Consider the following 21,915-nt stretch of genomic DNA (forward strand, 5'->3'; position numbering starts at 1 on the left):
CTTTGCGTTTCAGGCTGCCGTCGTCAATCGTTCCCCTGCGATACGATAGGAAATTGCCCCGGCAAGATGAAAGCGGCCCACCGTTTCGTTCCCGTCGAGATCAGCCAAGGTGCGGGCCACTTTCAGCACGCGATGATAGCCTCGCGCCGAGAACTTCATTTTCTCGGCTGCGTCGCGGAGCAATTGCACGCCAGCCGAATCCGGCGCGGCGTATTTCTCGATCATGGCGGTCGAACATTTCGCGTTAGTGCCGATACCCACCGACCCTGCTGCTTCAAAACGTGCTTGCTGGATGCCGTGGGCACGGGCGACGCGGCGGGCGATATCCGCGCTTCCTTCGGCCGGCATCGGTCGGATGAGATCGAAAGCGGAGACGGCAGGCACATCGATGCGGATATCGATGCGGTCCATCAGCGGGCCTGATATCCGTGCCTGATAGTCGGTCATGCAGCGCGGGCCGCATGCGCAGCTATGACCGGGTTCGCCCGCCATGCCGCAGCGGCACGGGTTCATTCGCCGCGACAAGCTGAATGTTGGCTGGATAGGCCACACGATGATTGGCGCGCGCGATGATGCATTCGCCCGTCTCCAGCGGTTGCCGCGAGGCATCGAGCGCCTGCGGCGAAAATTCGGGAAACTCATCGAGAAACAGAACGCAGTGATGAGCCAGCGACGCCTCGCCCGGTCTTGCGCGTAAGCCCCCTCCGACAAGGGCGGCCATCGTCGCCGAATGTGCGGCGTGCGGAACGGACGCCGATCCGAGAGCTTTCCGCCAGATAGTTGCCCGGCTACCGAATGGATCGTCGAGACTTCCAGAAGTTCGGCGGCCGATAGCGCGGCAGGATCGAGGGCAGTCGCGCCGCAAGCATGGACTTTCCGGAACCTGGGGGGCCGACCATCAAGAGATTATGGCCGCCGGCCGCTGCCACCTCCAGTGCCAGCTTGGCACTCTCCTGCCCCTTGATGTCGGCAAGATTCGGTAGGCTGGCGGCATTCGCGCGGAACGCCGGTTCGGGATGGGAGAGAACCTGCGTGCCGCGAAAATGATTGGCAAGCGCAATCAGGTGCGCGGCGCGAGGATATCGATATCACGCCCTGCCCAGGCTGCCTCCGCGCCGCTTTCGGCCAGGCAGATCAAACCCTTGCCGATGGCATTGGCGCCGATGGCCGCCGGCAGCGCCCCGGCAACGGGAGCGATCGTGCCATCCAGATTGAGTTCGCCAACCACCACGTAATCGGAGAGCGCGTCCGCTGGGATGGCGCGGAGGGCAGCCATCAGACCAAGGGCGATCGGCAGGTCGAAATGAGATCCTTCCTTGGGCCGGTCCGCCGGCGCCAGATTGACCGTAATCTTCTTGGCGGGCAGCGCCAAGCCGGAGGCATGCAGCGCCGCGTGCATGAGCTCGCGGCTTTCCGCCACCGCCTTGTCGGGAAGTCCGACGATCTGGGTCACAACCCGCCCGGGTGCGACCATGACCTGAACCTCGACCGGAACACCCTCAATGCCCTGAAATGCAACCGTGCTGACGCGTGCGACCATGCCCCAATCCCCTGTGCCGCAACCCACTACACTGCAGTTTAACGACGTATCATTGTCGCCAATTGCAATCTGGCATAGAAACCGGAATGAACCAAGAACAATAAAGGAACAGATTCAAGCCAGCGATGTGGTCAGGTTGTGGCAGGTTGCAGAGGCAGAACAAGCCGGGCGATTTATCCGGATCGCGTAGAGTGGGAAATATGCAGACGGGCGATTACCCTCGAAAAACCGCGCCCCCGTTGCGGCACGCGGTTACGAGGAGACGCTTAGCGCTTCCGCTCGATCGCGTCCCACAGGAGGGCGGCAATATCGGCGCCGCCGAATTTGCGGACCTCACGAATGCCTGTCGGCGACGTGACGTTGATCTCCGTCATGTAGTCGCCAATGACATCGATGCCGACAAAGAGGAAGCCGCGTTCCCTGAGCGCAGGGCCGATGCGCTTGCAGATTTCGATTTCGCGTGCCGTCAGTTCAGTCGCCTCGGCGCGTCCGCCGACATGCATGTTGGAACGGCTGTCGTGCTCAGCGGGGACGCGATTGATGGCACCGACCGGCTCGCCGTCGACGAGCAGGATGCGCTTGTCGCCGTTGCGCACATCAGGCAGATACTGCTGTGCGATGAAGGGCTCGCGGAAGAGCTGACCGAACATTTCGAGCAGCGACGACAGGTTGCGGTCGTCTCTAGTGGAGTGGAAGACGCCGGCGCCACCGTTGCCGTAGAGCGGCTTCAAGATGATGTCGCCCATCTCGTCGCGGAAACGGCGAATCTCGGCCGCATCCTTGGTGATCAGCGTCTTCGGCATCAGATCGGCAAATTCGGTGACGAAAATCTTCTCGGGAGAATTCCGAACCCAGGCCGGGTCATTGACGACGAGCGTCTTCGGGTGGATCCGCTCCAGCAGGTGCGTCGAGGTGATATAGGCCATGTCGAACGGCGGGTCCTGGCGCAGCAGGATGACATCCATCGTCGAGAGATCGACGCGTTCGGGCGCTCCGAGTTCGAAGTGATCGCCCTTGACGTCGCGCAGCACCATCGGCTCGACGGTGGCGTACAGATTGCCATCTCTGAAGCTCAGGCGGTCAGGCGTGTAATGGAAGAGCTTGTAGCCACGAGCCTGTGCTTCCAGGCTCATCGCAAAGGTGGAATCGCCCGCAATATTGATGCCGGCAACATGGTCCATTTGGACCGCTACATTCTTGATCTTGGCCATTTCCGTCCCTTAGCTGATGCCGGACAGATGTAGGCTGCAGAGGCACCGAAAGCAACGCCAATCAATGACGTCCGGCGCGGCGGATGGGCGAATTCCTCAGGCCGCGATGCCGCTCTTCGGCGCCTCGCCGCGCAACAGGCTGCGGAGCCGATAGGCAAGCGCAACCGGCTTCGGAAACGGCTTTCTAAGGAACGCGACCTTGCGGACATAATTGTCCACGCGCCAGCTTGCCCAGGTGCCCGCCGCGAAGAACGCCACGTCGCCCGCCTTCAGCGTGCGCTCCGTGCCGTCCTCGGCAACGATATGGACGTCGCCTTCAAGGATCATCACCGTTTCGTCCCAATAGAAGTACCAGCGGAATTCGCCGGCGGTGCAGTCCCAGATCGCCGTATAGGCTGCATCGTCGTTGCTGCGGGAATGTTCACCGGTGCGCGCCTGCGGATTGCCGCTGACAATCCAGTCCGGATTGATCGGTGTCACGTGCATGACGAAGTTGTCCCCGGACTTCGCTACGAATGTCTTTGCTTCTGGCTGCGGCAGATTCGGGAAAGGCACCACTCGCGCGGCCATCGCGACCACGCTTGCCAGCATCATATGAATACCCATGAGCAACCCCCGCCGCTATCAAACCCGCGTCGGGATAGCAGAGAGTCGTAAAGGCACCGTACAGGCGGTCCGTACAATTTGAGCGATCGATCAGCAGAAGACGTCAGGCGATTTCCGTTTTCACCGCGACGGCCCGCGGAGACGCCGTTTCGCCGATGCGCTTCCCGGTCTCATGGTTGAAGAAATGCAGTCTCTCGGCAGCCACGATCAGCCGCAGTTCGGACTTCAACTCTATTTCAGGAGACAGGACTGCCGTCAGCTGCTGATCGCCAAGATTTCCGTGCACGAGACGCTGGGAGCCGAGTTCCTCCACATAGCCTATCGCGACCGTCATGGCATGTTCGCCAGGACCGGCAAGGCGCAGGTCCTCGGCACGAATGCCGACGGTCACGGGCCCGGATGCGGGCGCATGACCCGCAAGGTCGATCACGCTTGGCCCCAAGGCGAGCTTGTCGCCATGCAGCTCACCCTTGAGCAGGTTCATGGCCGGAGAACCAATGAAGCTCGCGACAAAGGTGGAGGCCGGGGTATGGTAGACGTCGAGCGGGGCACCAATCTGCTCGATTTCGCCTCCGTTCAAAACCACCAACCGGTCGGCCAAGGTCATTGCTTCCAGCTGGTCGTGGGTGACGTAAATCGAGGTCGTGCCGAGACGGCGCTGCAGCCGCCTGATCTCGCCGCGCATCGAAACACGGAGCTTGGCGTCGAGGTTGGAAAGCGGTTCGTCGAACAGGAAGGCGGCCGGCTTCCGGACGATCGCGCGCCCCATGGCGACGCGCTGCCGCTGACCGCCCGAAAGGGCGCGCGGCTTGCGCTCGAGATAGGCCTCAAGCTGCAACATGCGGGCGGCTTCAGCAACGCGGGCGTCGATCTCCGCCTTCGGCGTCTTGCGGTTGCGCAGGCCGTAAGCGAGATTGTCGTAAACGGTCATATGCGGATAGAGCGCGTAGTTCTGGAAGACCATGGCGATGTCGCGTTCGGCAGGGTCAACCTTGTTGACGGCACGGTTGCCGATCTTGACCTCACCCTTGGAGATTTCCTCCAACCCAGCGACCATGCGCAAAAGCGTCGACTTCCCGCAGCCGGAGGGACCGACAAGGACGATGAATTCACCGTCCTTGATGTCAATGTTCACGGACTTCACCGCATGGACGTCCCCGGTATAGATCTTGGAGACCTGATTGATTTCGATGGCGGCCATCGGCGTTTCCTTTACTTGTCGCTTTCGGTGAGGCCCTTGATGAACCAGCGCTGGAACACCACGACGATGATGACAGGCGGCAGCATCGCGAGGATCGCGATGGCGAAGGCTTCGTTGTAATCGGGAATCTGCGCACCGACCCAGACCAGCAGGATCTGCTTGATGCCGCGCACCAGCGTGTAGAAGCTCTCGTCGTTGGTCATCAGCATCGGCCAGAGATACTGGTTCCAGCCGTAGACGAACATGATGATGAAGATGGCGGCCACCATCGTCTTCGAGAGCGGCACGATCACGTCGAAGAAGAACTTGATCGGACCGGCGCCATCGATGCGCGCTGCCTCGAGCAATTCATCCGGGATCGACTTGTAGAACTGCCGGAAATAGAAAGTGCCTGTGGCCGACGCCAAAAGCGGCACAATCATGCCGGTATAGGTGTTGATCAAGTGCAGCTGGTGCATGACCTCGTATGAGGGAAGAATACGGACTTCGAGCGGCAGCAGCAGCGTCGTGAAAATCATCCAGAAGAACAGAGTTGCGAGCCGGAAACGGAAGTAGACGATCGCATAGGCTGCGAGCATCGACAGGATGATCTTGCCGATGGCAAAACCAATCCCAAGGATCAGTGAGTTCATCAGCATGCGCATGCCTGTCACCTGTCCGGTGAAGCCGCCTTCGCGATTGAGCACGGTGCTGTAGGTCTCGGCGAAATGGTTGCCCCAGGTGAGGGTCAGACCCTGGCGATGGATTTCGGCGGCATCATGCGTTGAGGTGAAGAAGGCAACGACGACGGGCGCCATCATCACGAAGACGCCGCAGAGCAGGATGACGTGGTCGAATATCTTGAGACGGTACATTCCGCGCTCCTCAATTGTAGTGAACGCGCCGCTCAAGGAAGCGGAACTGGAAGACGGTGAGCACGAAGACGACGATCATCAGGATCACCGACTGGGCCGAGGAGCCGCCGAGGTCGTTGCCGCGGAAGCCATCCATATAGACCTTGTAGACGAGCGTGATCGGGTTGTTGGCGGCCTTGTCCTTCACCATCACGTCGACGATGCCGAAGGTATCGAACAGCGAATAGGTGACGTTGATGACGAAGAGGAAGAAGGCGGTCGGCGCCAGCAGCGGCAAAATCACGGTCCAGAACCGGCGGAAGCCAGAGCGGCAGTCGAGCGCCGCGGCTTCGCGAACGGAAACGGGAATGCCCTGGAGACCCGAGAGGAAGAAGATGAAATTATAGGGGATCTGCTTCCAGACGGATACGACCACCATCGCAAAAGCCGTGTCGAAGTAGTTGAGGCCAATCTTCATGTCCCAACCGAACAAGGCGGCGAAACGCACGAACGGGCCGATGTGCTGGTCGAAGAACATCATGCCGATCAGGCCCGCAACCGGCGGAGCGATCGCATACACCGAGATCAGCAGCGTCTTGTAGGTCGAGCTGCCGCGGATGACGGCATCGGCCTTGACGGCAAGAAGCAGGCCGAGCGAGAGCGAGAAGAAGGTAACGAGCGCCGTGAAAATGGCGGTGAAGCCGGCGATCGAGCGGTACTCAGCGCTTTGCAGAACGCCCTTGTAGTTGTCGAAGCCGACGAAGCTGGAGCCGAAGCCGAACGGATCTTCAAGGAAAAACGAGGATTTGACCGCCTGGACGGACGGCCAATAGAAGAAAATGAAAATGACCGCCATCTGCGGCAGCAGGAAGAGATAAGGCAGCGTTGGCGACGAAAACTGCACGCGCTTCATGGCGGGACCTTTTTGCAAAGCGGTTCCGGAGACGGCGGGCGCCTCCGGAACCGTTGTTTCAGCAATCGGCTAGATCAGCCGGCCGTCTTGGCGAAACGCTCGAGGAGCTGGTTGCCTTCCTTCTCGATGGTGTCAAAAGCGTCCTTGACGGAGGTTTCGCCCGAGAAGATGCGGCCGTATTCGCGTTCCATGATTTCGCGGATCTGCGGGTAGAAGCCGAGGCGGTAGCCCTTCGACCATTCGCCGTCTTCCAGCTTCAGCTGCTTGATGCCGACTTCAGCGACCGGCTCCTTGTCGTAGTAGCCTTCCTTCTTGGCGAGCTCGTAAGCTGCCTCGGTGATGGCGACGTAACCGGTTGCCTGGTGGTAGAACTTCTGGATCTCAGGCGAGGTCAGGAACTGGAAGAAGTCTGCAACGCACTTGTTCTCTTCAGCCGACTTGCCGGACATCGCAAAGAGTGCAGCACCGCCGATGAAGCTGTGGGTGCCGGCACCCTTGATCGAACCCCAGTATGGCAGGAAAGTTGCCGAGAAGGGCATCGTAGCCGTCTTCTTCAGGCCGCCGAAGGAGCCCGAGGAGCCAACCCAGAGGGCGACCTTACCTTCTTCGAAGGGCTTCTGGTTGTCGCTCCAGCCGGCACCGTAGTACTTGAAGTAGCCCTCATCGGACCAAGCCTTCAGCTTCTCGAACATCATGATGAGGTTCGGGTCGGTGACCTTGAGCTTGGTGTCGACGACGCTGTCGTAGCCGTTGTTGTTGCTGGCGAACTGGATGTTGTTGCGCGAGAAGAAGTTCTCGGTGAACTCCCAGGTCAGCTGAGACTGGACGAGCGGGATATAGCCGGCTTCCTTGAGCTTCGGCGCAATCGCCTCGAACTCTTCCCAGGTCTTCGGGGCTTCGACGCCAGCCTTCTTCAACGCCTCCGGATTGATGTACATGATCGGAGCGGAGGAGTTGAACGGCATGCCGACGAACTTGCCGTCAGCGGCAGCGTAGAAATAACGAACGCCCGGAATGAAGGCATTGCGATCGAACTTGTAGCCGGCGTCCTTGATCAGATCTTCGGCAGGAACGACAGCACCCTTGGCGTTGATGATGGTTGCGGCACCCGCGTCGAAGACCTGCAGGATGTTCGGCTGCTCGCCGGAGCGGAAGGCAGCGATGCCGGCAGCAAGCGCTTCTTCGTAGGTGCCCTTGCTGACCGGGGTCAGAGCGCAGGACGACTGGGCGGCGTTGAACTTCTGTGCAACCTCATTGATAACTTCGCCGTTGCGGCCGCCCATACCGTGCCACCAGGTGATGTTGGTCGCAGCAAAGGACGACGAGGCCGAAAAGCTGACCGCCATTGCGGCCATGGAAATCTTCTTGAACATGGCTAATCCCTCTCCACCAGTTGTTGGGGTGAGGAGTGCAATAGAGGCCTTCCATGACGCCTCCTTAATGGTTTGATGACAGGAGTGTTACAGTGGAGGCTTTTTGCACGCGATTGCAAGCAGTTCAGAAGGCATTCGGAAAGTGGCGCGGCAGGCGGCCAGGCAGGATGGCCACAATGTCGTAACGCTGCGAAAGCACAGCATAATCGCGTTGCCTCACCAACCACAGATCGCTGGCAGCTTTGATGCGGTTCTGCGCCGTTGGCGACACCGCGTCGATGGAGCTCATGTGGTCACGGCGCGCCTTCACTTCCACGAAAATCGCCAGATTGCGCTTGCGTGCAATGATGTCGATCTCACCGAGCTTCGTACGGTAGCGCAGGGCGACGATGCGATACCCCTTCAGCATGAGATAGATTGCGGCGAGATACTCGGAGATATAACCCCGGCGGAGAGCCTGCGGCGGTCGCTGGCGGCAGCCCTATCGCCCATCGCCACCCTTCATGTCGAGGAGGCGCTGGTAGAGCTCCTTCTTGGAAATGCCCGTGAGCCGCGAGGCTTCGGCGGCTGCCTTGGAGGTGGGTAAAGTCCTGGCCAGGTCGGCCAAGATCGCATCGACATCCGCGGCTTCGACAACGCGCTCGGGAGGCGGACCAACGACGAGCACGATCTCGCCTTTGACGCTGTCGACGTCGGCATAGTGGCCAGCAAGCTCCGCCAGCGTGCCACGCCGAAACTCTTCGTAGGTCTTCGTCAATTCACGGCAGACGGATGCGGCGCGATCACCGCCGAGCACATCGGCGGCGGCGGCCAGCGTTGCGGCTATACGGTGCGGCGATTCAAAGAACATCAGCGTTGCGGGAACGGCCTCGAATTCGGCCAGCCGATCGCGGCGGGCCTTGTCCTTGGTCGGCAGAAACCCGGCAAAGAGAAAGGCGTCATTGGGCAGGCCGGAGCCGACCAAAGCGGCAAGCGGCGCCGAAGCCCCGGGGATCGGCACGACACGATAGCCGGCCTCGATGGCGTTTTGCGCAAGACGATAGCCGGGATCCGAGACCAGCGGCGTCCCGGCGTCGGAGACGAGAGCGACGGACTTGCCGGCTTCCAGCGCCTGCAAGAGCCGTGGCCCGGCCTCGTCGGCATTGTGTTCATGGTAGGGATAGGGCCGGTTTTGAATACCATAGCGGTCAAGCAGGACGCGGGTGACGCGGGTGTCTTCGCAGGCCAGCACATCGGCGCCCGCAAGTGTTTCCAATGCACGCAGCGTGATGTCGCCGAGATTGCCGATCGGCGTCGCGACGAGGTAAAGCGCCGGCTGCAACGGCCGTGCCGGAATGGGCATATTGTGCAGGCGAAAGCTGCGTTGCCTGCCACCTTCGGCCATCACATCGTCATTGCTCAAGACAATTTCACTTTCTTTGACTTCGCGCCTTTATGGGCGAGGTCTTGCAGTTCGGCAAGGCCGCTGCGATTTCTGTGAGCATTGCGCGGGAAAACGGCAATTGCATTGACGCTTCCGCTGGTACCTCTTGCAATCGGTCGCAAAATCCTGCCATTTTGCCTGTCCACTCTCTGGTCCCTCTTGGGCAAAAGCATTCCTTGCGGCGCGCAACATGCGCGCTCAAGCAGTAACGGTCGAAAGCGGTAGCATCCCATGCGTATTACAATTGAGCGGTCCAACCTTTTGAAGTCGCTGAACCACGTGCATCGCGTGGTCGAACGCCGGAACACGATCCCGATCCTGTCCAACATCCTGCTGCGCGCCGAGGGCCAGAACCTCGACATGAAGGCGACCGATCTCGATCTCGAAGTGACCGAAGCGACACCAGCCAATGTCGAACAGGCCGGCGCAACGACCGTTCCCGCCCATCTTCTTTACGATATCGTGCGCAAGCTGCCGGATGGTTCCGAAGTCCTGCTGGCGACCAGCACCGATGGCGGCTCGATGTCGGTTCAGTCCGGCCGCTCGAAGTTCTCGCTGCAGTGCCTGCCGGAATCCGACTTCCCTGACCTCACTGCCGGTACCTTCAGCCACACCTTCAAGCTGAAGGCGACCGACCTCAAGATGCTGATCGATCGCACGCAGTTCGCGATCTCGACCGAGGAAACCCGTTACTACCTCAACGGCATTTTCTTCCACACCATCGAGAGCAAGGGCGACCTGAAGCTGCGCGCCGTCGCAACCGACGGCCACCGCCTCGCCCGCGCCGACGTGAATGCGCCGTCCGGCTCGGAAGGCATGCCCGGCATTATCATCCCGCGCAAGACCGTGGGCGAACTGCAGAAGCTTGTCGATGTGCCGGATGCGATCGTGACCGTCGAAGTTTCCGACGCCAAGATCCGCCTCAGCATCGGCTCGATCGTCATGACCTCGAAGCTGATCGACGGCACCTTCCCGGATTACCAGCGCGTCATTCCGGCCAACAACGACAAGGAAATGCGCGTCGATTGCACGACGTTTGCGCAGGCCGTCGACCGCGTCTCGACGATCTCTTCCGAGCGCGGTCGGGCAGTCAAGCTCGCCATCTCCGACGGCCAGCTTCTGCTTACCGTCAACAATCCGGATTCGGGTAGCGCGACCGAGGAAGTCGCGGTCGGCTATGATACCGACTCGATGGAAATCGGCTTCAATGCAAAATATCTGCTCGACATTACGGCACAGCTTTCCGGCGAGGAAGCGATCTTCCTGCTTGCCGATGCCGGCTCGCCGACGCTCATTCGCGACACGACCGGCGACGACGCTCTCTACGTGCTGATGCCGATGCGCGTCTAATCGCGCGTCGCATTTGCCGTACAAACTTTGCCAATTGCGACGTCTGGCCTTGTTTTTCGGCCCGACTAACTGCAATTAAAGACCGGGCTGCTTTGTTGCTGCATATCTAGGAGGATGGTGGAATGGCGTTGCGCCTGAAGGAACGGCTGGGCAAGAAGTTTGACGAAGAGATCCGCTTCTTCAAGGGAATGATGCAGGGGCCGAAGACTGTCGGTTCGATTGTTCCCACCTCCTCCATTACCGCACGCAAGATGGCGAGCATCGTCAACCTGCACTCCGGATTGCCAGTCCTCGAGCTCGGACCCGGCACGGGCGCGATCACCAAGGCGATTCTCGGACGGGGCGTGAAGCCGGAGAACCTGGTCGCCGTCGAGTATTCAACGGATTTCTACGAGCACCTGGTTCGACTCTATCCGGGCGTGAACTTCATCAATGGCGATGCGTTCAATCTCGACAAGACGCTCGGCGCCATGAAGGATCAGAAGTTTGATTCCGTCGTGTCTGCCGTCCCGCTGCTGAACTTCCCGATGCAGGCCCGCATCGCGCTTCTCGAAAGTCTGCTCGACCGTCTGCCGGCTGGCCGCCCCGTCGTCCAGATCTCTTATGGCCCGGTCTCGCCGATCATCGCGCGGCCGGATCGCTATCACATACAGCACTTCGACTTCATCGTGCGGAACATTCCGCCGGCGCAGCTTTGGATTTACCGGCGCGGCTGAACCTTTGTTCGGCCTCTATATCACCCATCCGCAAGTGAAGATCGATCCGGCTGTCCCCGTACCAAAATGGGGGCTGTCGGAGATTGGCGCTACGCGCGCCCACAAAGCGGCCGAAAGCGACTGGGCAAAGCAGTTGCGGCGCATCATTTCCAGCGACGAGACGAAGGCGATCGAGACCGCCGAGATCCTTGCCGCCACGGCAGGGCTGACCATCGAGATCGTCCACGGCATGCATGAAAACGACCGCTCGGCAACCGGCTTCCTGCCGCCGCCGGAGTTCGAGAAGGCGGCCGACTGGTTCTTTGCGCATCCCGCAGAGAGCTTCAGGGGCTGGGAACGCGCCATCGACGCGCAACGGCGGATTGTCTCGGCCGTCACCGATATTCTCGCGTCGCACGATCCCACCTCGCCTGTTGCTTTCATCGGGCATGGGGGTGTCGGCACGTTGCTGAAGTGTCATCTGCAGGGTCGCCCCATCCAACGCGACGGCGACCAGCCGGGCGGCGGTGGCAATCTCTATTGTTTCAGCCTTGCGGATCAGCGGCTATCGTGCGACTGGACGCCCATCGAAGAGTGGCATGGATGGATGTGAGATGGATGCACGCGAACGCCTGATCGTCGGGCTGGATGTTCCAACGCTTGGCGAAGCCGAAAAGATCGTCGATACGCTTGGCGACGACGTCGTTTTCTACAAGATCGGCTATCAGCTCGCCTTTGCCGGTGGCCTGGAGTTCGCGCGCGACCTTGCCAAGAGCGGCAAGAAGGTCTTCCTCGATATGAAGCTGCTCGACATCGACAACACCGTCGCGTCAGGCGTTGAAAATATCGTCAAGATGGGCATGTCGATGCTGACCCTACACGCCTATCCGAAGGCCATGAAGGCCGCGGTCGAGGCCGCGAAGGGCTCTGATCTCTGCCTCCTCGGCGTCACCGTGCTGACATCGATGGACGAGCAGGATCTGATTTCCGCCGGCTACGAATACGATCCGCATACGCTGGTCCTGCGCCGCGCCGAACAGGCTCATCTCGCCGGCATGGGCGGCATCGTTTGTTCCGCCGAGGAGTCCTCGGCCGTACGCAAGATCATCGGCCTCGACATGGCGCTTGTCACGCCGGGCATTCGCCCTGCCGGTGCCGACAAGGGCGACCAGAAGCGCGTGATGACGCCGGCTGCCGCGCTGCAGGCCGGCTCCAGCCATCTCGTCGTTGGCCGCCCGATCGTCAAGGCAGCCGATCCGAAGGAAGCTGCCCGGGCGATCCTCGCCGAGATGTCGGCTGCCCTTCAATAATCAGTGAGCCAGGGAGCATCTAAGATGGCAAAGGGATATTGGATTGCGCGCGTCGATGTTCGCGATGCGGAGCGTTACAAGGATTATGTCGCGGCGGCGAAGCCGGCCTTCGAAAAGTACGGCGCCAACTTCCTCGCCCGTGGCGGCGCGATCACCGAGCTTGAAGGCAAGGCGCGGGCACGCAACGTGGTGATCGAGTTTCCTTCGATGCAGCACGCCGTCGATTGCTACAATTCGCCGGAATACCAGATCGCGGCGAAAATCCGCCAGGAAGTCGCCGACGCCGAGATGGTCGTCGTCGAAGGCGTCTAGAACGGGTTCTCAGCGGTGAGAACTGCGGCGCGATAGCCCTTTTCGTCGCACCGCGATTGGTCTAAGACGAAACCAGATCGACCAAACAATTGAGCCTTTCGAGGAGCCTGCCATGACCCTTGCCAACCTGCCGCCACTCGTCACCGTGTTCGGAGGGTCCGGCTTCATCGGCAGGCATATCGTCCGCGCGTTGGCAAAGCGCGGCTATCGCATTCGTGTTGCCGTCCGCCGGCCTGACCTCGCCGGCTTCCTGCAGCCGATCGGCAATGTCGGCCAGATATCCTTCGTCCAGGCGAACCTGCGCTACCGCAACTCGGTCGACCGCGCCGTCGAAGGCGCCGACTTTGTCGTCAACTGCGTCGGCATCCTGCACGAGGCCGGCCGCAATTCCTTCGAAGCAGTCCAGGAGTTCGGTGCACGTGCCGTCGCCGAGGCGGCCCGCGGCGTCGGCGCGAAACTGATCCATATCTCGGCGATCGGCGCGCACGCGCATTCCGATTCGGGATATGCCCGCACCAAGGGTCGCGCCGAGGCGGCGATCCACGCGATCAAACCGGATGCCATCATCTTCCGCCCGTCGGTCGTTTTCGGTCCCGAGGACAGCTTCTTCAACAAGTTTGCCGACATGGCCCGTATCTCGCCCTTCCTGCCGTTGATCGGTGGCGGCAAGACGAAATTCCAGCCAGTCTATGTCGTCGACGTCGCCCAGGCCGTTGCCAAGGCCGTCGAGGGCAAGGTGACCGCAGGCGAAGTCTTCGAACTCGGCGGACCCGAAGTGCTGACGTTCCGCGAATGTCTCGAAATGATGCTCAAGGCAACCTGGCGCAAGAATCGCCTGGTCTCGCTTCCTTTCAGCATTGCCTCGCTGATCGGCAGTGTTGCCTCGCTCGTTCCGTTCGTCACGCCGCCGATCACCGCGGATCAGGTACGTCTTCTGAAGAAGAACAACGTCGTCTCCAAAGAAGCGGAAGCCGAGGGCCGCACCTTGAAGGGCATCGGCGTCACGCCAACCCTGGTGAGTTCGGTCATCGGCTCGTATCTTGTGCACTATCGTCCGCACGGCCAGTATACCGGATCGGGCAAGGCCGCTTGAGGCCAACTGCTTATCGTCTAATTAGCAGTGCCGCTTGCGAACTCGCGGGCGGCATTTTTCTTGGAAGAGTTTTCCGGAATCGCGCAAGTTGTGGATGCTTTTTTCTCCATGTCCGGCAGGCACTCGTTGCATAAAAGCCGCACGAAAAAATTAGCGGAATTAACACCAAATTTAGCAGGAACATTTATTGCTATTTGTCATTCCACTGACTACACACCCCGCGCGTCTCCCAATGGACTCAGCGCCTTGACGGCGCGCTAACGACTTTTGAAAGGCTTTCTTCGATGGGTAGGTCAATCGCGCTTCTGTTTGCGTGCGCGGCGCTGGTTATTCTGGCAGGGTCTTTCATTGCACCCGGTTCGGTTGCAGCGGTGAAGGGTGAGTGCTCGCCAGCCTACGGCATCGATCCCTGCGAAACCGGCTCCATCAGCCGATAACAAAACCGGCGCTTTCGCGCCGGTTCTTCTTTATCCGCAGTTCGATCAAAGGCTGAGACCCGCTATATCCACACGGTCGTTGCGCGACTGCGGCAATCAGCACGCGTCTCAGGCAATCGCCCCAGTCGCCGCCATGCCGAGCAGAATGCCGCCGAGAATGATGCGGTAGATGGCAAACATCGTAAAGCGGTTGCTGCGGATATAGGAAAGCAGCCATTTTACAGCGACGAAAGCAACGATCGTCGAGACGACGAAAGCGATCCCGAGGCTCGTCCAGTCCTCGTTTGCCGCTCCACCATCCTTAAAGGTCTTCAGCAATTCGTAGGCGCTCGCTGCATACATGGTCGGGATACCGACCAGAAACGCGAACTCGGTCGCTGCCGCACGATTGCCGGTACCAGCCAACATCGCGACGAAAATCGTCGCACCCGATCGTGATGTTCCCGGGAACACGCCGGCAACCACCTGGGCGATGCCCACAAGGATGGCGACGAGCCAGGTGATCTCCTTATGGGGTGGTCGGCGCGCCGCGGCCCATTCGGCGAAGATCATCCAGATACCGCCGATGATCAGTGCCCAGGCAATCGGCGTCGCTGTCTCGGGTAGCTCGAAGCCGAGCTTCTTGACGACAAGTCCGAGGATCGCCGTGATGAGAAATGCGACAATCAGCTTGGCGGCGTAGGAACGGTTGCGCGGATCGCGCCAGCCGAGAACCAGGTCCAGCAGGCGGCGCCAGTAGATGATGGTGACGGCGAGGATCGCGCCGGCCTGAATAACAATGTTGAACATATCCGAGCGGTGGCCGAGCCATTGCTCCGCGATGATAAGGTGTCCGGTACTCGAAATCGGCAGAAACTCGGTAATTCCCTCTATTATGCCTAGAATTATAGAGTTCACATATTCCATGAATTGTCTCCGTGGAGTTTGGTCGGGGGCGTTCGGTGGGGTTATGGCGTCTGGAAGTGACGAAGGCAGGGCGAAAAAGTAAAAAACAGTTTCCGGGCAGGTCGACGTCCTTTGTCGGGCAGTCCGCAACCCGACTCGCTTGTATTGGAAGGGCCAAGCTCCTATAGCTTCAACGAATGAGTCATGACTAGGGCGCTATAATGATCGCGCTCTTGCAACGTGCCACACCCCTCAAAAATCCGAGAATCGATGCCCACGCTCTATCATCACCCCATGTCATCCGCATCACGCTTCGTTCGGCTGATCCTGACGGAGTACGGCTATCAGGCAGATCTGATCGAGGAACAGACATGGGAGAAGCGCCGGGACTTCCTCGCGCTGAACCCGGCTGGAACATTGCCGGTCTACGTCGATGACAGTATGCGGGCGCTGTGCGGCGCTGCCGTGATCTCCGAGTATCTCGACGAGACGCATGGCGTGCTCAAGCGTGATCGCCGCCTACTTGCCGAAGATCCGTTTCAGCGCGCCGAAATCCGCCGACTGACGGAGTGGTTCATGCAGAAGATGGAAACCGACGTGACCAAGCCGCTTGCCCGCGAGCGCGTCTACAAGCTGCAGATGACGGCGGACCAGGGAGGCGGCGCGCCCGACTCGAAGATCCTTCGCACGGCGCGGGCGAATATCCGCCAGCACATGAAGTACCTCACATGGCTCGCAGGCTCGCGCCAGTGGCTGGCGGGTGACCGCATGAGCTATGCCGATCTGGCGGCGGCGTCCGCCGTTTCCATTCTCGATTATCTCGGTGAGATCGACTGGTCGGAAGCTTCTGTTGTCAAGGAGTGGTATCAGCGCTTGAAGTCACGCCCATCCTTCCGGCCGTTGCTTACCGAACGCGTGCGCGGTCTGACACCGGTTTCGCACTACGCCGATCTGGATTTCTGACGAGGGCCTTCGATGGCCACGGAAAACAAGGAACAGAAACGCCGCGACACTCTCACCGCCTTCGTTCGCTCGGAGGCGAAGGCTCTCGGATTCGACCTCTGTCGCATCACCCGACCCGATGCCATACCGGAGGCCAAAGAGCGGCTTGGCGAATTCATCGACGCGGGGCGGCATGGCACGATGGAGTGGATGGCGGAAACCCGCGACCGGCGCGGCGATCCGCGCACGCTTTGGAGCGATGTCCGGTCGATTGTCGTCTTCGGCCTCAATTACGGGCCTGACGAGGATCCCCGCGAAATTCTGACAAAGCCCGACAAGGCCGCGATCTCCGTCTATGCGCGCAACCGCGACTATCATGACGTCATCAAGGGACGGCTCAAGGAGATCGCGACGCGCTTTGCGGCGCGCGCCGGGGCTGATGTGAAGGTCTTCGTCGATACCGCTCCGGTGATGGAGAAACCGCTGGCAGCCGCCGCCGGCCTCGGCTGGCAGGGCAAACATACCAATCTCGTCAGCCGTGAGCTTGGTTCCTGGCTCTTCCTCGGCTCGATGTTCACGACCGCGGATCTGAACATCGATAGTCCCGAAGTCGACCACTGCGGCTCCTGCCGCGCCTGTCTCGACATCTGCCCGACCAATGCCTTTCCGGCCCCCTACCAGATCGATGCGCGGCGCTGCATCTCTTACCTGACCATCGAGCACAAGGGCCCGATCGATCCAGCTTTGCGTCCGCTGATCGGCAATCGAATCTACGGCTGCGATGACTGCCTCGCCGCCTGCCCGTGGAACAAGTTTGCCCACGAGGCATCCGAAATGAAGTTGCAGGCCCGCGAGGATCTGAAGGAGCCATCGATCGAGTATCTGCTCAGCCTCGACGATGCCGCCTTTCGCATGTTCTTCAGCGGTTCGCCGGTCAAACGCATTGGCCGCGATCGGTTCATCCGTAATGTACTCATCGCCGCCGGCAATTCGGGCGACCGCCGATTTGTCGAGCGATGTCAGGCACTGTCGCAGGACCCCTCGCCCGTCGTGCGGGGCATGGCGGTGTGGGCGCTTTCGCGCCTTCTCGAGGCTGGTGAATTTTCTGCCTTTGCGGCACAAAGGCCAGATGAGTCGGACAGCGATGTCCTGAACGAATGGCGGCTAGCAGGAGCTGTGTGATGGATGTGATGATTTTCGGCTGCGGCTATTCGGGCAAGGCAATCGCCAAGGCCTTCATAGCTGATGGAGTGCGCGTATCCGGGACCACACGGACGGACGACAAGGCAGCTGCCCTGCGCGCCCAAGGCATTAACGCGTTCCTTTTCGATGGCGAAACCCTGGGGAACGACTTGCGCGCGGCAATGCGCGATACGACGCGTCTCGTTCAATCCATTGCCCCGCGGGAAAGCGGCGATCCATTGATAGGACTGACGCGCAATCGGTTGCGCGAGATGATGCCCAAGCTTCGGTGGATCGGCTACCTCTCGACTGTCGGCGTCTATGGCGATCACAAGGGAAACTGGGTCACCGAGGACACGCCCTGCACGCCGGTTTCCGGCCGGTCGAAGGAGCGGCTGGAAGCGGAAGATGGGTGGATGGCCATCGGCACCGAGGTCGGTATCCCGGCGGCGGTTCTCCGACTCTCCGGTATCTACGGCCCGGGCCGCAATGCCCTCTGCAATCTGGAACGTGGCACCGCGCGACGGCTGATCAAGAAGGATCAGGTCTTCAATCGGATCCGGGTCGAGGATATCGGCGCAGCGACGCAGTTTCTCGCCGCGCACGGGCTCGGCGGCATCTACAACGTGACGGACGACCTGCCCGGCCCACCACAGGACGTCATTGTCGAGGCCGCGCGCCTTCTAGGCGTCGAGCCCCCGCCGGAGCAGCCTTTCGAGACTGCCGAACTCACGCCGATGGCGCGGTCCTTCTACGGCGAGAACAAGCGGGTCTCGAACGCCAAGCTCAAGGCGGCGGGCTTCACATTCGCCTTCCCGAATTATCCCGCCTCCCTCGCACAGCTGATGCAGAGCAACAGCTGGCGAGGATAGCGGCGCCTCAGGCCGAGGCGCTGAGAGCCGGTTCGGTCGTCTTTGCCCGTGAGAGCGGTGGGAACGCCAGCGCGATCGCCGCCGCTCCGAGCCCAACCAGCGCGGATCCGATGAAGAGCCACGAGTAGTTGTGGAACGTGTCGAAGATCCAGCCGCCGATCAGCGGACCGAATGCCATGCCAAGGCTGGAGAGCATGGTCGCAGCGCCGAACACTGTACCGATGATGCGAGGGCCGAAATATTCCCGCGCAAGCACAGCATAGAGCGGCATGATGCCGCCATAGGCACTCCCGAAGATGATTGCCAGAACATAAAATTCACCGAGCCGGCTGACGAAGAGGTATGTTGCCAGCGCAATCGCCTGGACAAGCAGGCCGGCCACAAGCACGGGCTTCACGCCGATCCTGTCTGCAAGCCCGCCATAGAGTAGCCGTCCGCCCAGCCCCGCGAGCCCCTCGACGCTGTAGATGCTGACGGCAGCCATCGGTGCAATGCCGCAGATAGTGGCATAGCTGACCATGTGAAAGATCGGGCCTGAATGCGCCGCACAACAGGCGGCGAATGTCAGCCCGAGCACAATGAATTGCGGTGAGCGGAACACCTGCGAGAGCTTGGGTTGCTCGCCGTTCGATATGAGGGCGGCGGCGGCGGCGCCTGCTTCCGCCGGCGGCCGGCGAACGAGCAAGGCTGCCGGTATCAGTAGCACCCAGGCGGTGACGCCAATCAGCAGCATCGCGGTTCGCCAATCATAGGCGGAAATCAGCCAGCGTGCGAAGGGCGAGATCGTCATCGGCGCGACACCCATACCGGCCGACACCAGCGAGACGGCAAGGCTGCGGTTCTTCTCGAACCAGCCGGTCGTCGTCGCGATCATCGGTGCAAAAAAGGTGCTGGCGGCAAGTCCGACCAGAATGCCGTAAGTCAACTGAAATTGCAGGAGCGACCCCGCGCGGCTTGCCAAGACAAGCGCCAGGCCAAGGCCGCCAGCGCCGATCAAAACGACAATGCGCGGACCGAAGCGATCGCTTGCGGTGCCCCAAAGGAAACCACCAATCCCCATGACAATAAAATTCAGTGTCATCGCACTCGCGATGCCCGCGTGCGACCAACCGGTTTCGATTGCGATGGGCTCCTGGAAAATCGCCAGCGAGAACATCGCGCCAAGCGCAACGCAAGTCATCAATGCGCCGGCGGCAACAATAATCCAACGATAGGGTATGCTCATAACTTCGCAGCCTCCCTGCCAAAACTAAACGAGGCGCATCGCAGCTAGCGCGTTGCGGCCTTGCAAGGTAAAGACGCCTGAGGTCTGTCGTTTTCGACAGGGCCTGCGGATTTTTATCTGATGTAGGGGCGGTCGGTATCACTTTGCGCATCGGAGCCCGGCTTGCCAAGCGGGAGCAGGTTGCAAAATTTGCGTCCTTCGGTTGCTAAATCCCGTCATGGGCAAATCGGTAAAAGGCAGAAAAATTCTACCTCGCTCGCTTGCCGCACAAAATACAGCACCGGTTTATGGTTAACAGCCCCTGAATTTGCTCAAATGGGGCAGTAATTATGGCAATCACGCAAAATTATTTTCGTTAATTTTGTGATCTTGAGTTGCGTGGATATGGCCTTGCAAAAAACGTTCGAATTTTACTTGATTTCATTATCTTTTTTCCCATTTCCTTGATTTTCAACGGCGCCCTGCCGCGCATCTAGTCATCACAAATGTTACGCTCTGTAATATTCCGTGATAATTGGGGGCACTTTTTCGCCACACTTGGCCGGATTCAACCCTCCCACCGCCCACAAGGCGCGAGTTCAACAGTTGAGGGACAATCCGTTTTGAAGAAAATCTGCCGTTCTATTGTCGCCGCAACAACTATTGCAGCCTGTTCTACCATCCTTCCCGTTGAAGGATTTGCTGCAAATGGTTGTGGTGGTGCTTCATGGTACGCACTTCGCTCCAAAACCGCTTCCGGGGAACGTATGAACCCCGCCATCAATACTGCAGCACATCGTTCACTGGCATTTGGCACGAAGCTGAAAGTTACCAACCGCAACAACGGCCGCAGTGTCGTCGTTCGCGTCAACGATCGTGGCCCGTTCATTCGCGGTCGCGTGCTCGATCTCTCCCGCGCTGCCGCCCAGAACATTGGTATGGTCAGCACCGGCACGGCAAAGGTCTGCTACGAAGTCATAGGCTAAGCGTTCTCCCGTACTCGAATGGGTCGCTTGCTCTTGCCGCCAATCGCGTTTACGACGCGGTCTAGACTTGTGTACCATCCGCTGCGTCTGTCGCGCTTCCTGCGGATTGTTCACAAGCCCGGTATTTTGATCCAGGCGATAGGAGCTGTTTGAATGCGGTTGGGCGGACGGCTTGAAGGGGCGATTTCGGTTCTTGCAGATATCGATGCCCGCAGACGGCCTGTTGCCGATGCATTGAAGGACTGGGGCCTCGCCCATCGGTTTGCCGGATCCGGCGACCGCGCCGCGATCGGCAACATCGTCTACGATGCACTTCGCATGCGCCTGTCCCACGCCTGGCTGATGGACGACGACAGTGCCTCCTCCATCGCTTACGCCGTCATGTTCCGGCAGTGGGGCTTCACACCGGAAACGCTTGCGGCGGAGCTCGCGGACGACAAGTTCGCACCTACCCCACTTTCAGAAGCGCAACTCTTAGCTTTCAACAGCCGTCGCTTGACCGACGCTCCAGCTCATATTCAGGGCGATATCCCTGAATGGGTCCAGTCCTCCTTCGAAAGTGCCTTCGGCGACAGCTGGCTTGCCGAGGCACAGGCTCTTGCAGGGCGTCCGACGCTTGATCTGCGCGCCAACATCCTCAAGGCCACCCGCGACAAGACGGTCAGGGCGCTCGAAAGAGCCGGCGCACAAGAGGCTGCGATCGCGCGATACGGGATCCGGATTCCCGCCGGCGAAGGAGCCTCGCGGCTCCCAAACGTGACAGCCGAGCTTTCGTTCCAAAAAGGCTGGTTCGAAGTGCAGGACGAGGGATCGCAGATCGTTGCCGATCTGGTGCTCCCCAAGGACGGCGAACAGGTGCTTGACTATTGCGCCGGCGGGGGCGGCAAGACGCTCGCCATGTCCGCGGCCATGCACAACAAGGGCCAGGTCCACGCCTACGACGCGGATCGCAAACGTCTCGCGCCGATCATCGAACGCTTGAAGCGTGCCGGAACCCGCAATGTGCAGGTCCATGACGACGCCAAGGCGTTGAAGGGCCTGAGCGACCGCTGTGACAAGGTGCTCGTCGACGCGCCTTGCACGGGAACCGGCACCTGGCGGCGGCGGCCCGATACAAAATGGCGGCTGACCGCAAAGAATCTCGACGAGCGCACCGCCCAGCAGCAGGATGCCCTAAAGCAGGCGAGCGCCTTTGTACGGCCGGGCGGGGAGCTGATCTATGTCACCTGCTCGGTGCTGCCACAGGAAAACGAGGAGCAGGTCCGGCGCTTCACCACCGAGAATGGCGATTACGAGATCGTCAGCGCCTTGCCTGCCTGGGATGGTCTCTTCGGAAAGGGCAGCCCACGCCCGCGCTCCTCCGACGGCAAGACGATCACGCTGACACCCGCTTCCACCGATACGGACGGTTTCTTCTTCTGTCGCATGCAGAGGAAGGGCTGAGCATTCGCTCAGGTAACGGCGGCGAGTACTCTTAAAATCATTCCAAACTAGAGCGTTTGACACCAGTTTACTTTTGCGCGAAGAGATTTTCGCCGGACCTCAGA

22 protein-coding genes and 1 pseudogene are annotated in these 21,915 nt (G+C 60.2%); 12 read left to right on the top strand and 11 right to left on the bottom strand.

What is annotated here, in order from left to right:
* Nucleotides 1-9 precede the first annotated feature (9 nt).
* From ATY79_RS31900 to rsmI, 9 genes and pseudogenes are all read right to left on the bottom strand, one after another.
* Nucleotides 10-1,540 (bottom strand): annotated as a pseudogene (locus tag ATY79_RS31900) (YifB family Mg chelatase-like AAA ATPase).
* A 266-nt stretch (nucleotides 1,541-1,806) separates the two neighbouring features.
* Nucleotides 1,807-2,751, bottom strand: coding sequence for a glutathione synthase (gene gshB / locus ATY79_RS12895; protein WP_088691096.1), 945 nt, complete (start codon nucleotides 2,749-2,751; stop codon nucleotides 1,807-1,809).
* Between the two features lie 96 nt (nucleotides 2,752-2,847).
* Nucleotides 2,848-3,357, bottom strand: a complete 510-nt coding sequence (locus ATY79_RS12900; protein ID WP_088704066.1) for a cupin domain-containing protein — start codon at nucleotides 3,355-3,357, stop codon at nucleotides 2,848-2,850.
* Between the two features lie 103 nt (nucleotides 3,358-3,460).
* On the bottom strand, nucleotides 3,461-4,558 hold the full coding sequence (ugpC, locus tag ATY79_RS12905; protein WP_088704067.1) for a sn-glycerol-3-phosphate ABC transporter ATP-binding protein UgpC: 1,098 nt from the start codon (nucleotides 4,556-4,558) through the stop codon (nucleotides 3,461-3,463).
* A gap of 11 nt (nucleotides 4,559-4,569) precedes the next feature.
* Complete coding sequence (gene ugpE / locus ATY79_RS12910) at nucleotides 4,570-5,412, bottom strand: sn-glycerol-3-phosphate ABC transporter permease UgpE (RefSeq protein ID WP_088704068.1); 843 nt, start codon at nucleotides 5,410-5,412, stop codon at nucleotides 4,570-4,572.
* Between the two features lie 10 nt (nucleotides 5,413-5,422).
* Nucleotides 5,423-6,304 (bottom strand): ABC transporter permease subunit, encoded by an 882-nt coding sequence (locus ATY79_RS12915; RefSeq protein WP_088704069.1) that lies wholly within the window; start codon nucleotides 6,302-6,304, stop codon nucleotides 5,423-5,425.
* A 74-nt stretch (nucleotides 6,305-6,378) separates the two neighbouring features.
* A complete protein-coding gene (locus tag ATY79_RS12920; RefSeq protein WP_088691091.1) occupies nucleotides 6,379-7,677 on the bottom strand; it encodes an extracellular solute-binding protein in 1,299 nt (432 codons plus the stop codon).
* Nucleotides 7,678-7,801: 124 nt separating this feature from the next.
* A complete protein-coding gene (locus tag ATY79_RS12925; RefSeq protein WP_088704070.1) occupies nucleotides 7,802-8,116 on the bottom strand; it encodes a YraN family protein in 315 nt (104 codons plus the stop codon).
* A 42-nt stretch (nucleotides 8,117-8,158) separates the two neighbouring features.
* A complete protein-coding gene (gene rsmI, locus ATY79_RS12930) occupies nucleotides 8,159-9,061 on the bottom strand; it encodes a 16S rRNA (cytidine(1402)-2'-O)-methyltransferase (protein ID WP_088704196.1) in 903 nt (300 codons plus the stop codon).
* A gap of 270 nt (nucleotides 9,062-9,331) precedes the next feature.
* Here rsmI and dnaN point away from each other — a divergent pair, with 270 nt between their 5' ends.
* The 7 genes from dnaN to ATY79_RS30865 all read left to right on the top strand — a co-directional run bounded on the left by dnaN (nucleotide 9,332) and on the right by ATY79_RS30865 (nucleotide 14,297).
* On the top strand, nucleotides 9,332-10,450 hold the full coding sequence (gene dnaN / locus ATY79_RS12935; RefSeq protein WP_088691089.1) for a DNA polymerase III subunit beta: 1,119 nt from the start codon (nucleotides 9,332-9,334) through the stop codon (nucleotides 10,448-10,450).
* 122 nt (nucleotides 10,451-10,572) lie between these two features.
* Nucleotides 10,573-11,166, top strand: a complete 594-nt coding sequence (gene pmtA / locus ATY79_RS12940) for a phospholipid N-methyltransferase PmtA (RefSeq protein WP_088691088.1) — start codon at nucleotides 10,573-10,575, stop codon at nucleotides 11,164-11,166.
* Between the two features lie 4 nt (nucleotides 11,167-11,170).
* Nucleotides 11,171-11,758, top strand: coding sequence for a histidine phosphatase family protein (locus tag ATY79_RS12945; RefSeq protein WP_088704071.1), 588 nt, complete (start codon nucleotides 11,171-11,173; stop codon nucleotides 11,756-11,758).
* 1 nt (nucleotide 11,759) lies between these two features.
* Nucleotides 11,760-12,455 (top strand): orotidine-5'-phosphate decarboxylase, encoded by a 696-nt coding sequence (pyrF, locus tag ATY79_RS12950; RefSeq protein WP_088704072.1) that lies wholly within the window; start codon nucleotides 11,760-11,762, stop codon nucleotides 12,453-12,455.
* A gap of 24 nt (nucleotides 12,456-12,479) precedes the next feature.
* Nucleotides 12,480-12,767, top strand: a complete 288-nt coding sequence (locus ATY79_RS12955) for a DUF1330 domain-containing protein (protein ID WP_088691085.1) — start codon at nucleotides 12,480-12,482, stop codon at nucleotides 12,765-12,767.
* Nucleotides 12,768-12,879: 112 nt separating this feature from the next.
* Nucleotides 12,880-13,860: a complex I NDUFA9 subunit family protein gene (locus ATY79_RS12960; protein WP_088704073.1), complete on the top strand. Its 981-nt coding sequence runs from the start codon at nucleotides 12,880-12,882 to the stop codon at nucleotides 13,858-13,860.
* Between the two features lie 284 nt (nucleotides 13,861-14,144).
* Complete coding sequence (locus ATY79_RS30865; protein ID WP_016552420.1) at nucleotides 14,145-14,297, top strand: hypothetical protein; 153 nt, start codon at nucleotides 14,145-14,147, stop codon at nucleotides 14,295-14,297.
* A 108-nt stretch (nucleotides 14,298-14,405) separates the two neighbouring features.
* On the opposite strand, the gene ATY79_RS12970 is transcribed toward ATY79_RS30865, so the two are convergent.
* A complete protein-coding gene (locus ATY79_RS12970) occupies nucleotides 14,406-15,203 on the bottom strand; it encodes an undecaprenyl-diphosphate phosphatase (RefSeq protein WP_088691083.1) in 798 nt (265 codons plus the stop codon).
* 249 nt (nucleotides 15,204-15,452) lie between these two features.
* Here ATY79_RS12970 and ATY79_RS12975 point away from each other — a divergent pair, with 249 nt between their 5' ends.
* From ATY79_RS12975 to ATY79_RS12985, 3 genes are read left to right on the top strand one after another with little or no spacing between them, the layout of a single operon-like run.
* A complete protein-coding gene (locus tag ATY79_RS12975) occupies nucleotides 15,453-16,145 on the top strand; it encodes a glutathione S-transferase family protein (protein WP_088691082.1) in 693 nt (230 codons plus the stop codon).
* Nucleotides 16,146-16,157: 12 nt separating this feature from the next.
* Nucleotides 16,158-17,306 (top strand): tRNA epoxyqueuosine(34) reductase QueG, encoded by a 1,149-nt coding sequence (queG, locus tag ATY79_RS12980; RefSeq protein ID WP_088704074.1) that lies wholly within the window; start codon nucleotides 16,158-16,160, stop codon nucleotides 17,304-17,306.
* A complete protein-coding gene (locus tag ATY79_RS12985) occupies nucleotides 17,306-18,178 on the top strand; it encodes an SDR family oxidoreductase (protein ID WP_088704075.1) in 873 nt (290 codons plus the stop codon). Before queG ends, ATY79_RS12985 begins: the two co-directional genes overlap by 1 nt.
* Nucleotides 18,179-18,185: 7 nt before the next feature.
* Here the strand turns inward: ATY79_RS12985 and ATY79_RS12990 are convergent, their stop codons facing one another.
* Entirely contained in the window at nucleotides 18,186-19,403 is a 1,218-nt protein-coding gene (locus ATY79_RS12990; RefSeq protein WP_088704076.1) for an MFS transporter, read from the bottom strand.
* 602 nt (nucleotides 19,404-20,005) lie between these two features.
* Here ATY79_RS12990 and ATY79_RS12995 point away from each other — a divergent pair.
* Together ATY79_RS12995 and ATY79_RS13000 are read left to right on the top strand one after the other, a co-directional pair.
* Nucleotides 20,006-20,368, top strand: coding sequence for a septal ring lytic transglycosylase RlpA family protein (locus tag ATY79_RS12995; RefSeq protein WP_088691078.1), 363 nt, complete (start codon nucleotides 20,006-20,008; stop codon nucleotides 20,366-20,368).
* Nucleotides 20,369-20,521: 153 nt separating this feature from the next.
* Nucleotides 20,522-21,811 carry an RsmB/NOP family class I SAM-dependent RNA methyltransferase gene (locus ATY79_RS13000; RefSeq protein ID WP_088704077.1) on the top strand — a complete coding sequence of 430 codons (1,290 nt, stop codon included), beginning with the start codon at nucleotides 20,522-20,524 and terminating at the stop codon, nucleotides 21,809-21,811.
* Nucleotides 21,812-21,915: the final 104 nt, after the last annotated feature.

It is taken from the genome of Rhizobium sp. R693, from assembly GCF_002211315.1.
Classification (GTDB): domain Bacteria; phylum Pseudomonadota; class Alphaproteobacteria; order Rhizobiales; family Rhizobiaceae; genus Rhizobium.

Excerpts from the sequence above, each read along its gene's own strand:
- gshB (WP_088691096.1), bottom strand. The coding sequence starts at position 2,751 with ATGGCCAAGATCAAGAATGTAGCGGTCCAAATGGACCATGTTGCCGGC.
- ATY79_RS12900 (WP_088704066.1), bottom strand. The coding sequence starts at position 3,357 with ATGGGTATTCATATGATGCTGGCAAGCGTGGTCGCGATGGCCGCGCGA.
- ugpC (WP_088704067.1), bottom strand. The coding sequence starts at position 4,558 with ATGGCCGCCATCGAAATCAATCAGGTCTCCAAGATCTATACCGGGGAC.
- ugpE (WP_088704068.1), bottom strand. The coding sequence starts at position 5,412 with ATGTACCGTCTCAAGATATTCGACCACGTCATCCTGCTCTGCGGCGTC.
- ATY79_RS12915 (WP_088704069.1), bottom strand. The coding sequence starts at position 6,304 with ATGAAGCGCGTGCAGTTTTCGTCGCCAACGCTGCCTTATCTCTTCCTG.
- ATY79_RS12920 (WP_088691091.1), bottom strand. The coding sequence starts at position 7,677 with ATGTTCAAGAAGATTTCCATGGCCGCAATGGCGGTCAGCTTTTCGGCC.
- rsmI (WP_088704196.1), bottom strand. The coding sequence starts at position 9,061 with ATGGCCGAAGGTGGCAGGCAACGCAGCTTTCGCCTGCACAATATGCCC.
- dnaN (WP_088691089.1), top strand. The coding sequence starts at position 9,332 with ATGCGTATTACAATTGAGCGGTCCAACCTTTTGAAGTCGCTGAACCAC.
- pmtA (WP_088691088.1), top strand. The coding sequence starts at position 10,573 with ATGGCGTTGCGCCTGAAGGAACGGCTGGGCAAGAAGTTTGACGAAGAG.
- pyrF (WP_088704072.1), top strand. The coding sequence starts at position 11,760 with ATGGATGCACGCGAACGCCTGATCGTCGGGCTGGATGTTCCAACGCTT.
- ATY79_RS12955 (WP_088691085.1), top strand. The coding sequence starts at position 12,480 with ATGGCAAAGGGATATTGGATTGCGCGCGTCGATGTTCGCGATGCGGAG.
- ATY79_RS12960 (WP_088704073.1), top strand. The coding sequence starts at position 12,880 with ATGACCCTTGCCAACCTGCCGCCACTCGTCACCGTGTTCGGAGGGTCC.
- ATY79_RS30865 (WP_016552420.1), top strand. The coding sequence starts at position 14,145 with ATGGGTAGGTCAATCGCGCTTCTGTTTGCGTGCGCGGCGCTGGTTATT.
- ATY79_RS12970 (WP_088691083.1), bottom strand. The coding sequence starts at position 15,203 with ATGGAATATGTGAACTCTATAATTCTAGGCATAATAGAGGGAATTACC.
- ATY79_RS12975 (WP_088691082.1), top strand. The coding sequence starts at position 15,453 with ATGCCCACGCTCTATCATCACCCCATGTCATCCGCATCACGCTTCGTT.
- queG (WP_088704074.1), top strand. The coding sequence starts at position 16,158 with ATGGCCACGGAAAACAAGGAACAGAAACGCCGCGACACTCTCACCGCC.
- ATY79_RS12985 (WP_088704075.1), top strand. The coding sequence starts at position 17,306 with ATGGATGTGATGATTTTCGGCTGCGGCTATTCGGGCAAGGCAATCGCC.
- ATY79_RS12990 (WP_088704076.1), bottom strand. The coding sequence starts at position 19,403 with ATGAGCATACCCTATCGTTGGATTATTGTTGCCGCCGGCGCATTGATG.
- ATY79_RS13000 (WP_088704077.1), top strand. The coding sequence starts at position 20,522 with ATGCGGTTGGGCGGACGGCTTGAAGGGGCGATTTCGGTTCTTGCAGAT.